The following is an 11,974-nucleotide window of genomic DNA, read 5'->3' on the forward strand; positions in this document are numbered from 1 at the left end:
TTCCCTCATGCTGGAGCCACACCCAATCAGCAAAGACTGAATGTTCACCAGGCCTGGCCTGTATGATACGGCCCAGACCAACCGAGACCTGATGATGGCAAAAGATAACGACACCGAAAGCGGCCCTCGTCGGCACAGCGGGCGCTACATCTATGAAGAGCTGCGCAAGCAGATCCTCACCCTGAAACTCAAGCCCGGGGTCCAGCTGGATGAGGTATCCCTGGCGGCCCAGTTCGGGCTTTCCCGCTCGCCTGTGCGCGATGCCCTGGCCCGGCTGATTACCGAAGGCCTGGTGGTCATCCTGCCGAACCGCACCACGCTGGTGACGCCTTTCGAGATCGAGGAATTTCCCAACTACGTGTCGGCGCTTGACCTGATCCAGCGCGCCGTAACGCGCCTGGCGGCTACCCAGCACCGGGCCGAAGACCTGCAGGCAATTCGCGATGCCGACACGGCCTACCTGAACGCCGTGACCACCGGCGACTTCCAGGCCATGTCCGAGCGCAACAAGGCCTTCCACATGGCCATTGCCCATGCCGGGCGCAACCCCTACTTCATCACCTACTACGAGCGTTTGCTGGGTGAGGGGCAACGGTTGCTGCACCTGCATTTCGATCACGTGGTCAGCTCTGCCAGCGCCCACCGCCTGGGCCGCGACCATGATGAAATCATCGAAGCGATCGCGGCGCGGGACCCGGATGCAGCGGAAGCAGCGGCCCATGAGCACACCATGCTGTTCCAGCGGCGTTTCCTGGACTACATGCAGCAAAACCTGACGGCGCGCATGTCGGTGGGTTGAAGGTATTACAGGGAATTGTGGCACGCCGCGGGTACGGCTACGCGGCCCCTCGTAGGAGCGAGCGTAGCTCGCGATGCGCCGCGCTAGCGGCGCTGTTTCCCGTTACGGCAGCGCGTAAGCGATCACGCTGTCACCACGTTTGTCAGAATGCGGCGATCCCCCCGCAAAAATTACCACGTACTGCTTGCCGGTTTTCTCCGAGCGATAGGTAATCGGCCCGCTCTGGCTGCCCACTGGCAGGCGCGACTTCCAGATCTCTTCCCCGGTACGGCTGTTGTAGGCACGCAGGTAGAAGTCCTGGGTGCCGGCAAAGAACAGCAACCCGGACTTGGTAGCCAGCGACGGCCCCAGGGTCGGCATGCCCAGCGGCAGTTGCAGGCCGGTGGCGATGCCCAGCGGGCCCGTGTCCTGTACGGTGCCCACCGGCACTTGCCAGACCAGCTTGTGGGTTTTCAGGTTCACCGCCGACAGCGTGCCGAACGGCGGCGCCTGGCAGGGTACGCCCAACGGCGACATGAAGCGTTCGCGCCAGGTGCCGAATGGCGTGCCCTTCTGCACGATGATGCCCATGCCCTCACTGCTGCCGGTGCCCGGCGGGATGTCCTTGGCTGGCACCATGTTGTAGTGCAGGCCCAGGCGCAGGTCATTGACGAACATCAGGTGAGTGGTCGGGTCGACCGAGGCACCGCCCCAGTTCATGCCGCCCAGCGAGCCTGGGTACTGGATCGCCCAGTCCTCACCCGGTGGCGTGAACACGCCCTCGTAGCGGCTGGACTTGAAGATGATCCGGCACATCAGCTGGTCGAACGGCGTGGCACCCCACATGTCCGATTCCTTGAGCACATCGTTGCCGATGTTCGGCATGCCCACGGAGTACGGCTGGGTGGGCGAATAGCGCTCGCCCGCCAGGTTGCCCTGAGGCACGGGGCGCTCTTCGATGTTGGCCAGCGGCTTGCCGTTGGTGCGGTCCAGCAGGTAGATCATGCCGGTTTTCGAGGTCACCGATACCGCCTTGGACACCGAACCGTCATCGTTGGGGATGTCGTAGATCAGCGGTTGACCGGTAACGTCGAAGTCCCAGATATCATGGTGCACGGTCTGGAACGACCACACAGGGCGGCCAGTGGCGACGTTGACGGCAACGATCGAAGAGCCGTATTTGTCGTCCGCTTCGGTACGGAAGCCCGCCCAGAAGTCAGGCGTGGCGTTGCCGGTTGGCAGGTAGACCATGCCCAGTTCGGCATCGTAGGACGCTGCCACCCACACGTTCGGGGTTCCACGGGTGTAGCCTTCTGGCGACAACGGCTCGCGCGTAACCTCAGGGTTGCCCGGGTCCCAGGCCCACACCAGCGTACCGGTAACGGCGTCGAAGGCGCGAACCACCCCTGGCGGTTCACCGGTTTCGAAGTTGTCGATCACGCGGCCACCCACGATCACCAGGTTACCGGCCAGCAGCGGCGTGGACGATTGCTGATAGTAGCCAGGCTTGACCTCGCCCATGCCGGCCTTGAGGTCGACGGCGCCGTTGTCGCCAAAGTTGGCCACCGGCTTGCCGGTGTGCGCATCGATGGCCATCAGGCGACCATCACCGGTCGGGAAGATCAGACGCTGCGGGCTCACCGAAGCGTCCAGCGTTGCATCGGCGGCAACGCCTGGCACGTCAGCCACTTTCTTTGCCGACGTGGCATCGAAGTAGGCCATGCCACGGCAGCGCTGGTAGGTGGAGTTACCTTTGCCCGCCGCGTAGCGCCAGTTTTCCTTGCCGGTGTCGATGTCGTAGGAAATCACCGTGCTGTAGGTGGTGCAGATATACAAGCTGTCACCGATCTGCAGCGGGGTGTTCTGGTCTTCGGCATCACCCACACCAGGCACCACTGCCTCACCGGTGTGCGCGGTCCAGGCCACTTTCAGGTCCTTGACGTTTGCCGGGGTGATGTCGCCAACCCGCGAGAAACGCGAGCCGTGGGTATCGCCCGCCCATGCCTTCCAGTCGCCGGGTTCTTTCTCGCCGGCTTGTACGGCCACGTCTTGCGCCGCCGCTACCGACTCGGCATCACGAATGATGTTCTTGGGCGTAAAGGCGCTGACCGCCGTGACCACGACACCGACCGAAGCCACCGCCCCCAAGGCCACGCCGGCCACGCGCGCATTGCGTGCACGGGTGAACAGGGGAATGGAGAAGGCAACCGCAGCACCAATGATGGCAAACGCGAACAACCGCGACAGCAGTGGCCAGAAGGTGAAGCCCACCTCCCACAACGCCCAGGCGCCGGTGTAGAGCACCACCAAGGCGATCAGCCCCACACCCAGCATCCGCCGGCGCATGATCAGGCCACCGGCGGCCACCAGCAGCAGGCCTGCGACCAGGAAGTACCAGCTGCCACCCAGCCAGGCCAACCAACCACCGCCGCCGATGAAGTACACACCGGCCAGCAGAATAATAGCGCCGAGGGTCGCGAGCCATGCTCGCCCCAACCGGCTTGGATTTACTTCATCTACCACGTTACAGCCCTTCCTAGGTTAACGAAGGGCAAATTGTCGCATGCGTACAGCACAACATACAAACTTGAAGCCAAACTTGTGCACATAACAAATGACACGCACACCCGCGCCCTGGTGGCATTGCAGGAATGCGTTAGCCCAGTTGCGAAAAATCACGCGGTGAAATACTGTACGCACATACAGCACAACAAGGAATCGCCTCCGTGGCCAACACCGCCGAAGCAACCCCAAGCAGCTACCAGCAACTGGGCCTGCGCATCCAGAAAATCATCAACAACCCGCTCGCCCAGCGCAGCCGCGCCGCGCTGATCTTCCGCCTGGAACACGAGTCGCCAGACGACTGGGAAACGTTGCTGGAAGAAATTGCCGAGAACGACAACGTCACCCTCGCCCACCGCGACGATGGCGGCGTGCAGATTTTCTGGACGGTGCCCAAGGAAGATTGACCAAGGCTCAGGGCAATGCCTGCAGGTAGGCGCTGGCCTCGCGGTAACGGGCCAGCCGTGCCAAGTCGGCAGGGCCTGGGCATGGGATGCGGGAAAGGTCGCTGTTGTCGGCAAGGTCGGCGAGCTTCACCGTGCGCGCCAACGGGTCTACCCCCAGGCGCACGACGAAGTCCTGGTAGCTTTCGCCCTTGTTCCGGCTCAGCGCCAGCAGGGCTGCAAGAATCTTCAGCGGAAAGCCCTCGCGGGCCAGGTCGGATAACGTCAGTGGTGTGTCTTCGATCACGTCGTGCAGCACCGCGACAATGCGCTGCTCCGGCGTACTGACCCGTAGCATCACCCGCAACGGGTGGAGGATGTAAGCCGCCCCACCCTTGTCGTACTGCCCTTCATGTGCCCTGGCGGCCACGGCAATGGCCCGCTCCAGCGTAGACATGAGGCCTCCCCGTCTGGCTTGTGTCAAGGCAAGCATAGACGGACAAGGCTACAGAAAACAGGTTGCCGGTCAGCGCTGGGCGCCGTGCTGGATAACGATCGAATCGGTGCCAAGCTTGGCCATCACCTCGGCTTTGCGCGCATCAGCCTCGGCCTTGCTGGGGAACGGCCCCATCAGCACCACCGGTTTACCGTCGCGGTATTCCACCGAAGAAGGGATGCCTTTCTCGATCAGCCGGGCGGTCATGTCGGACAGCGCACCCATGTTGGCGCCCTGAATCACCTCGACGTCCCAACCTTCGGGCGCCGGCTGGTCGGCCAGTGCCTCGGCACGGCGCTGCAGGTCGGCGCCGCCGCACTGTTCGCGGATGCGCAGGTCGTTGCCGTTATCGTCGACGATGATCTGGTACTGGCCATCGCTGCCCTTGATGGCCACGTAGCTACGGTAGGCTTCGTACTGCCCGGCGTCGTCCTTGCCACGCACCTGGCCGCAGATGGTGCCCTTGGTGTCGATTCGCACGTTGCCGAATTTGGCGGTCTTGGGGTTGTGCAGGTGCTCGGCGACCTGCTTGTGCACACCTTCCACCTCATTGTCACAGCCCGCCAGGGCCAGCACTGCCACTACCACTGCCAGTTTGCGCACGCGTGTACCTCCAAATTCGAAGGGGCGGATTCTAGCATGGCCGCCCTGGCCGCCGCCCGCGACTAAAGGTTACACGCTGCTTCGTGGAGCCGTAGAACGCAAAAAGGGCGACCCTTTCGGATCGCCCTTTTCGTTGCCCGGAAACCGGGGCTTTGTTTGGTAGGCACAATTGGACTCGAACCAACGACCCCCACCATGTCAAGGTGGTGCTCTAACCAACTGAGCTATGTGCCTGTCGTGTGGTGCGCATATTAGTGACCGAACGCACACCTGTAAAGCGTTTTTTTTCAAAAAAATCAAAAACTTTCGTTGTTGGGGCGGGATCGGGGGACGCCATCGCGAGCGCCTACCCGGCCGCGTGCGGATACCCTGGCAACGAGCACATGGCAACGAGCGCAGCTCGCGCCAGCATGTTCAGCGCAAACGAAAAAGGGCGACCCTTTCGGATCGCCCTTTTCGTCGCCCGGAAACCGGGACTTTGTTTGGTAGGCACAATTGGACTCGAACCAACGACCCCCACCATGTCAAGGTGGTGCTCTAACCAACTGAGCTATGTGCCTGTCGTGTGGTGCGCATTCTACCCAATCCAAAAACCCTGTCAACACTTTTTTTCGCGCTAACCCACTGAATCTTAACCTGTTTATAGAGAAGGAGCGGCCGGGCCCGAGTAAAGGATTTTCAACGGACGACTAGCGGGTGTTTATTATTATTGATAGCATCGGTACATTCGTTAAAAATATAAAACACGAGGTTCCTGCAGCATGGCTAACACCCCCTACCCCCAGTCCTACTACGCCGCCTCGGCTAACCCGGTGCCGCCACGTCCGGCGCTGCAGGGTGAGGTGGAAACCGATGTGTGCATCATCGGTGCCGGCTACACCGGCCTTTCCAGCGCCCTGTTCCTGCTGGAGAACGGCTTCAAGGTGAGCATCGTGGAAGCCGCCAAGGTCGGTTTCGGCGCATCGGGCCGTAACGGCGGCCAGATCGTCAACAGCTACAGCCGCGACATCGACGTGATCGAACGCACCGTCGGCCCAAAAGAAGCGCAACTGCTTGGCAAGATGGCCTTCGAAGGCGGGCGCATCATTCGTGAGCGCGTGGCCAAGTACAACATCCAGTGCGACCTGAAGGATGGCGGTGTATTCGCCGCGCTGACGTCCAAGCAAATGGGCCACCTGGAATCGCAAAAGCGCCTGTGGGAACGCTTCGGCCACACCCAACTGGAGCTGATGGACCAGAAGCGCATCCGTGAAGTGGTGGCCTGCGACAGCTATGTCGGCGGCATGCTGGACATGAGCGGCGGCCACATCCACCCGCTGAACCTGGCCCTGGGCGAAGCCGCCGCGGTCGAATCGCTGGGAGGCATCATCTATGAGCAAACCCCAGCCGTGCGCATCGAGCGCGGCGCCAACCCGGTGGTGCACACGCCGCAGGGCAAGGTCCGCGCCAAGTTCATCATCGTTGCCGGCAACGCCTACCTGGGCAACCTGGTACCAGAGCTGGCCGCCAAGTCGATGCCGTGCGGCACCCAGGTGATCACCACCGAGCCGTTGGGCGAAGAGCTGGCGCGTACCCTGCTGCCGCAGGATTACTGCGTGGAAGACTGCAACTACCTGCTCGACTACTACCGCCTGACCGGCGACAAGCGCCTGATCTTCGGCGGTGGCGTGGTGTACGGCGCGCGTGACCCGGCCAACATCGAAGCGATCATCCGCCCGAAGATGCTCAAGGCCTTCCCGCAGCTGAAGAACGTGAAGATCGACTTTGCCTGGACCGGCAACTTCCTGCTGACCTTGTCGCGCCTGCCGCAGGTTGGCCGTATTGGCGACAACATCTACTACTCCCAGGGCTGCTCGGGCCACGGCGTGACCTACACCCACCTGGCGGGCAAGGTGCTGGCCGAGGCGCTGCGTGGCCAGGCCGAGCGTTTCGACGCCTTCGCCGGCCTGCCGCACTACCCGTTCCCGGGCGGGCAGATGCTGCGCGTACCGTTCAGCGCCATTGGTGCCTGGTACTACAGCCTGCGCGACCGCCTCGGCTTCTGATGGAGGGGGGGGTAGGAGCGAGCGCAGCTCGCGATGGGCTGCAACGCAGCCCCGCCGTTTAAGCTGCAAAGCTGAAAACCTGGGGCCGTTGCCCGGCCCATCGCGAGCTACGCTCGCTCCTAACCGATGCCAGTGCCGGTGCCAGTACCGGGCCGGTGCCAATGCCGGTGCCGGGCCGGGCCGGGCCGGGCCAGCAACATTACTTGTTCAGGCTATTGACCGCCTGCTTCGCCGCAATCTCCTGCCCCGCCCTGGCCAGCTCATCGGCCGCCTGCAACCAGCGCTGGCGATTCACCTCGGCCGGCAGCTGCCGCGGCGGCTGCACCAGCACCGCCCAGCTCCCCTCCTTCGCCCACGCCGAGGCAAAGTCGTCGATGGCCATCATCTGCCGACGGTGCATCCCAGCGCGCAACAGCACCCTCTTCTTGTAGCGGTCATAGCCGATCAGCACCGCGTAACGCGGCTCGCTCCACCACGCCGACCCTTCCTGGTATCGCAGCAACACCGGGTGCCCCGCCGCTACCTGGGTCAGCAAGGCCTCCAGTTGCTTATCCAGCGGGTAAACCACCATGCCGTACTCGCGCGCCACGCGCGGGATGCCGGTTTCCAGCGCCTCGGCACCCTGGGGCAGGTTCAGCGGCTTGTCCAGCAGCCCCGGGGTGATCGGTGCGCCCTGCTGCGACAGCAGCGCGGCCAGGGCCATGGCCCCGCTGTGGTTGGCATTGCCGCGGTAGAACGGCACGCTGCTGATCTCGACCCGCTGCGGCAAGCCCTTGAGGTTGGCCGGTGGCGCCCCGGCGCAGCCAGCGAGGCTGGCGGCCAGCAGGCAGGCGGCGAGCAGGCGGCGGCGGGCGGTGGTGAGGAAATGTTGCTCCATGGACACTCGCTGATTTCGGTGCCAGGCAGGCAGCGCCCGGCTCTGGCCACCGATCATAGGGCGCCACGCGGCGCGGGTATAGCCCGCAGCAGGCATGAAACCAAACGGCTTAAGCAATAGACCTTCGGTCAATGGAACGTCATGGGCGTGCAGCTAGACTAAAGCAGTGTCTGGCGGGCCAACCCAAGGCGGCCCAAGAGAAGGAGGCACACATGAGCCTGACTATGGCAATTCTCATGCTGGTGGGCATGTGGCTGAGCGTCGCGGCCGCCATGCTGTGGGGCGTTCTGCGTATCGTGCGGCGCCATTCGCCCCATCATCAAGCGCAAGCCCCGGCCAAGGCACCGCCCGTGCGGCGGCATGCCGGGGTGCATTGACACATCCGAATCTGCGCGAATGGGGCGCAAGGCGCCCCGCTTTTTTTACATCACCCCTCAGCCGCTTCACGCTTGAGCCGCGCCCGGCGGGCCAGGATGTTGAGGATCTCGATCACCGTCGAGAACGCCATTGCCGCATACACATAGCCTTTCGGCACATGGGCACCGAAGCCCTCGGCGATCAGCGTCATGCCAATCATGATCAGGAAGCCCAGGGCCAGCATCACCACCGTCGGGTTGTCATTGATGAAGTTGGCCAGCGGGTCGGCCGCTACCATCATCACGATCACCGCCGCAATCACGGCAATGATCATGATCGGCAGGTGCTCGGTCATGCCGACGGCGGTGATGATGCTGTCCACCGAAAATACGATGTCCAGCAGCAGAATCTGGAAGATCGCCGCAGCAAAGCCCAGGGTTACCGTGGACGACACCTTGGCCTCTTCCTTGGCGCCGTGCGGGTCGACGTTCTCGTGGATCTCCTTGGTCGCTTTCCACAGCAGGAACAGGCCACCGGCAATCAGGATCACATCCTTCCACGAGAAGGCATTGCCAAACACCTCGAACACCGGGTCGGTCAACTGGACGATCCAGGCGACCGTGCTCAGCAGCGCCAGGCGCATCACCAAGGCCATGCTGATACCGATGCGCCGGGCCTTGGAACGGTACTCCACCGGCAGCTTGTTGGTCAGAATGGAGATGAAGATCAGGTTGTCGATGCCCAGCACGATCTCCATGGCCACCAGGGTGGCCAGGGCAACCCAGGCAGTGGGGCTAGCGGCGAGTTCCAGCAAGTATTCCATCGGTCGATCCTGCAGCGGCGGTTAAGGGTCAGATTTCCTGGGTGTGGGCTTTCTTGTCGGCAGGCGGGTGGCCCTCGCCCTTCGGCGCGTGCTCCGGCTTGCCCATGGCATCGCTCAAGGCCTGTTGGGCAGCCTTGTTGGTGTCATCGATGGCCTGCTTGGCCGACTGGGCGGCCTGGTCGAGCATCTGCTGGGCAGATTTTTCGGCCTGGTCGCAACCGGCCAGGCCCAACAGGGCCAAGGCCAGCACCAGGGGGGTGCCGATGGATTTGAGATGCAGCATGGTGTCCTCGCTTGGAAAATCCCGGCGGCGCGCACTGCGCCTGATGGGTTCGCATTCTAAAGACGCTGAAACATCCGGAAAATTCGTATTTCCAAGCGGTATACTTCGGTTTTTTCGAATCGGAAATTTCCGACGTGCTCAACTACCGGCAGTTGCACTACTTCTGGGCCGTGGCCAAGACCGGCAGCGTAGCCCGCGCCAGCGAGCAACTTAACCTCACCCCGCAAACCATCAGCGGGCAGATCACCTTGCTCGAGGAAACCTATGGCCTGGCGCTGTTCCAGCGGGTGGGCCGGCAACTGGAACTGACCGAAACCGGCCGCCAGGCGCTGGTGTACGCCGAGCAGATGTTCCAGCTCGGCGGCGAGCTGGAGGCCATGCTGCGCGCAGGCCCGCAGGAGCAGATTCTGTTTCGCGTAGGGGTGGCCGACGTGGTGCCCAAGTCGATCGTCTATCGCCTGCTGGCACCGACCATGGAAATGGACGACACGCTGCGCATCAATTGCCGCGAAGACAAACTCGAACGCCTGCTCGCAGACCTTGCGATCCAACGCCTGGACCTGGTGATTTCGGACAGCCCGATGCCCAGCCACCTGGACATCAAGGGCTACAGCCAGAAGCTTGGCGAGTGCGGCTTGAGCTTCTTCGCCACCCCGGCCTTGGCCAAACGCCATGCCGCGCCCTTCCCCACCTGCCTGCAGGATGCGCCGCTGCTGATTCCGGGCGCCGAAACCGTGATGTGCAGCCGCTTGCTGCGCTGGCTGGGCGAGCAGCAGGTGCAGCCACGGATCGTGGGGGAATTCGATGACAGCGCCTTGATGCAGGCGTTCGGCCAGTCAGGCAGCGGCATTTTCGTCGCCCCCAGCGTGATCGCCGAAGAGGTCTGCCGCCAGTACGGGGTGATGCTGATCGGGCAAACCGACGCGGTGCTGGAGTCGTTCTATGCCATTTCAGTGGAGCGCAAGGTCAAGCACCCCGGGATCGTGGCCATCACCGAGGGCGCGCGGCGGCAGCTGTTTCACTGGTGAGCCCGGGGGCGCCGGGTCAGGCAGGCGTAGCCCATCGCCAGCACCGCAAGCAGCGCCAGCCCCAACAATGCAACCACCTCGTGGCTGTAGCGTGCCACCAGCGCCGGGAAGCCGGTGTATTCATGGTAGACACGCACCTGCGCCTCGCCGCCATCGAAACTGATGCCCAGGCCACCCTGGCGGATTTGCGAATAGTCGGCGTCGAAGTACACCCAGACCCTGCTCGACCCACCCGGCTCGATGGCGGGTATCTGCACCCCCGAGGTCGCTGATTCGAAGATGCTGTCGTTGCCTGCCGCATCGCGCACCTGCACCAGGCCCTTGACCGGCAGGCGCACCTTCACCTGACGCACTTCGCTGCTGCCAGTGTTGTGCAGGTCGATCAGCAGGCCGGTGCGGTGGTCCACCAGGCCTGCCTCGAAAGGCTTGGCGAACAGCTGCGCGTAGGGTTCCTGGGCCAGCTCGACCAGCTTGTCGACCTGGTACTGGCTCAATGCGCCCTCGCCGATGCTGTTGATGCGTGGCTGCAAGCGCTCGTACTTGAGTTGGTCGTTGGCACGGCTGATGCGCTCGCTGAACTGGCTGGGGTAGGTCAGGTAGGCATAGGTCAGGGTGGCCGTGAGCCGGGGTTGGTCCTTGAGCACCGCGTACCCCACCAGCAAGGCCACCACGCCGAGCAGCACAGCGGCCAGGAGTTTGCCGACTTTTTCCCAACTCAAGGGTAGCTTCCTTCTAAAGTGCCATTGACATCGATGCGGCCCAAAGGGTGCCAAGTTCATTGCCGCCAGGCAAGTGTTCAGCGGCTCAACAACGCCGGTAGCGAGGCGCTCAGCATGGCCACTCCAGAGGCGGTCAGCAAGCCCAGCACCACCCGGCGAAACGCCAGTTCGCTGATGCCCAGGTAAACCCGCGTGCCCAGTACCGCTGGCACGGTCATGGCCAGCAGCACCACGCCGAAGGCTGGCAGCATGTCCCAGGTGACCACGCCGGTGCCCAGGTAGGTGAGCATGGTCACCAGCAGCATCGACAGGTTGAAGTTCTGGATCACGGCGCGCTGGGTGTCACGTTCGAAGCCGCGCAAGGTGCACCACAGGGTCGGCACCGTGCCGGTGAAGCCGCCAATGCCGCCCAGGGCACCGCCGACCACACCTACCGCGCCGTCGGCCAGGCGGTTGCCCGGTAGCCGGGGCAGGCGCGGCGCCAGCAGCATCAATGGGCACCACAGCACCAGCAAGGTGCCGAACACGGCCTTGAACCACAGCATGTCCAGGTACGGCAGCACCCACACCCCCAGCGGAATGCCCGCCAAACCGCCCAGCACGAAGGGCCACAGCAGCGGCCAACTGAAGCCGCGGCGCACGCTGAACACGGCGATCAGCTGGCCGGTGAGGCTGCCGAACACAGTGAGCGAGGCAGCCAGCCGGGGCTCCAGGCCCCAGGCCCAGAACGACATGGCGACCATGCCGAAGGCAAAACCGGAAAGGCCCTGGACGAAACCGGCAACGACGGCGCCGAGGGCGATGAGGTAGAAGGCATCCATGACAGGGCTGTTTGGCTAACAGAGGCGGTTACCATGCCAGAGCCGGGGGCGAATGTCTGCCTTTGTCCTTTCACACAGCCCGGACCTACGCCAACCTGGTAGGAGCGAGCGTAGCTCGCGATGGGGCGCGCAGCGGCCCCGGGTTTCAAGCTTCGCTGCACAGAATGCCGGGGCTGCTTTGCAGCCCATCGCGAGCTGC

Annotated in this window: 13 protein-coding genes and 2 tRNA genes; 5 read left to right on the forward strand and 10 right to left on the reverse strand. The window is 63.4% G+C overall.

What is annotated here, in order from left to right:
- Nucleotides 1–91 precede the first annotated feature (91 nt).
- Nucleotides 92–799, forward strand: a complete 708-nt coding sequence (locus tag F3J45_RS17325) for a GntR family transcriptional regulator (protein WP_167065165.1) — start codon at nt 92–94, stop codon at nt 797–799.
- Between the two features lie 102 nt (nt 800–901).
- On the opposite strand, the gene F3J45_RS17330 is transcribed toward F3J45_RS17325, so the two are convergent.
- Entirely contained in the window at nt 902–3,301 is a 2,400-nt protein-coding gene (locus F3J45_RS17330; RefSeq protein WP_370526398.1) for a membrane-bound PQQ-dependent dehydrogenase, glucose/quinate/shikimate family, read from the reverse strand.
- Nucleotides 3,302–3,504: 203 nt separating this feature from the next.
- Between F3J45_RS17330 and F3J45_RS17335 the strand changes: the two genes are divergently transcribed.
- Nucleotides 3,505–3,747, forward strand: coding sequence for a DUF1654 domain-containing protein (locus F3J45_RS17335; RefSeq protein WP_167065168.1), 243 nt, complete (start codon nt 3,505–3,507; stop codon nt 3,745–3,747).
- A 7-nt stretch (nt 3,748–3,754) separates the two neighbouring features.
- Here the strand turns inward: F3J45_RS17335 and F3J45_RS17340 are convergent, their stop codons facing one another.
- The 4 genes from F3J45_RS17340 to F3J45_RS17355 form a co-directional block, all read right to left on the reverse strand.
- Nucleotides 3,755–4,180, reverse strand: a complete 426-nt coding sequence (locus F3J45_RS17340) for a GTP pyrophosphokinase (protein WP_167065171.1) — start codon at nt 4,178–4,180, stop codon at nt 3,755–3,757.
- A gap of 69 nt (nt 4,181–4,249) precedes the next feature.
- Nucleotides 4,250–4,822 carry an SPOR domain-containing protein gene (locus F3J45_RS17345; protein ID WP_167065174.1) on the reverse strand — a complete coding sequence of 191 codons (573 nt, stop codon included), beginning with the start codon at nt 4,820–4,822 and terminating at the stop codon, nt 4,250–4,252.
- 157 nt (nt 4,823–4,979) lie between these two features.
- Nucleotides 4,980–5,056, reverse strand: a tRNA-Val gene (locus F3J45_RS17350).
- A gap of 249 nt (nt 5,057–5,305) precedes the next feature.
- Nucleotides 5,306–5,382, reverse strand: a tRNA-Val gene (locus F3J45_RS17355).
- Between the two features lie 201 nt (nt 5,383–5,583).
- Here F3J45_RS17355 and F3J45_RS17360 point away from each other — a divergent pair.
- A complete protein-coding gene (locus F3J45_RS17360; RefSeq protein ID WP_167065177.1) occupies nt 5,584–6,867 on the forward strand; it encodes an FAD-binding oxidoreductase in 1,284 nt (427 codons plus the stop codon).
- A gap of 199 nt (nt 6,868–7,066) precedes the next feature.
- Here F3J45_RS17360 and F3J45_RS17365 read toward each other — a convergent pair whose 3' ends face one another.
- Nucleotides 7,067–7,744: a peptidase C39 family protein gene (locus F3J45_RS17365; protein ID WP_167272452.1), complete on the reverse strand. Its 678-nt coding sequence runs from the start codon at nt 7,742–7,744 to the stop codon at nt 7,067–7,069.
- A 212-nt stretch (nt 7,745–7,956) separates the two neighbouring features.
- Here F3J45_RS17365 and F3J45_RS17370 point away from each other — a divergent pair, with 212 nt between their 5' ends.
- Nucleotides 7,957–8,121, forward strand: coding sequence for a hypothetical protein (locus F3J45_RS17370; protein ID WP_167065180.1), 165 nt, complete (start codon nt 7,957–7,959; stop codon nt 8,119–8,121).
- 50 nt (nt 8,122–8,171) lie between these two features.
- Here F3J45_RS17370 and F3J45_RS17375 read toward each other — a convergent pair whose 3' ends face one another.
- Nucleotides 8,172–8,924 carry a TerC family protein gene (locus F3J45_RS17375; protein ID WP_167065183.1) on the reverse strand — a complete coding sequence of 251 codons (753 nt, stop codon included), beginning with the start codon at nt 8,922–8,924 and terminating at the stop codon, nt 8,172–8,174.
- A gap of 28 nt (nt 8,925–8,952) precedes the next feature.
- Nucleotides 8,953–9,207, reverse strand: coding sequence for a hypothetical protein (locus F3J45_RS17380; RefSeq protein WP_240164635.1), 255 nt, complete (start codon nt 9,205–9,207; stop codon nt 8,953–8,955).
- A 134-nt stretch (nt 9,208–9,341) separates the two neighbouring features.
- On the opposite strand from F3J45_RS17380, the gene nhaR reads away from it, so the two are divergent.
- Nucleotides 9,342–10,235 carry a transcriptional activator NhaR gene (gene nhaR, locus F3J45_RS17385; RefSeq protein WP_167065186.1) on the forward strand — a complete coding sequence of 298 codons (894 nt, stop codon included), beginning with the start codon at nt 9,342–9,344 and terminating at the stop codon, nt 10,233–10,235.
- On the opposite strand, the gene F3J45_RS17390 is transcribed toward nhaR, so the two are convergent.
- Complete coding sequence (locus F3J45_RS17390) at nt 10,226–10,954, reverse strand: hypothetical protein (protein WP_167065189.1); 729 nt, start codon at nt 10,952–10,954, stop codon at nt 10,226–10,228. The two genes, nhaR and F3J45_RS17390, sit on opposite strands and share 10 nt — an antisense overlap.
- Nucleotides 10,955–11,031: 77 nt before the next feature.
- The gene (locus F3J45_RS17395; protein WP_167065192.1) at nt 11,032–11,775 is read right to left on the reverse strand and encodes a sulfite exporter TauE/SafE family protein; all 744 of its coding nucleotides are present in this window, start codon (nt 11,773–11,775) and stop codon (nt 11,032–11,034) included.
- Between the last annotated feature and the right edge of the window lie 199 nt (nt 11,776–11,974).

The sequence above is a fragment of the Pantoea sp. Ap-967 genome, assembly GCF_011752565.1.
Lineage (GTDB): Bacteria > Pseudomonadota > Gammaproteobacteria > Pseudomonadales > Pseudomonadaceae > Aquipseudomonas.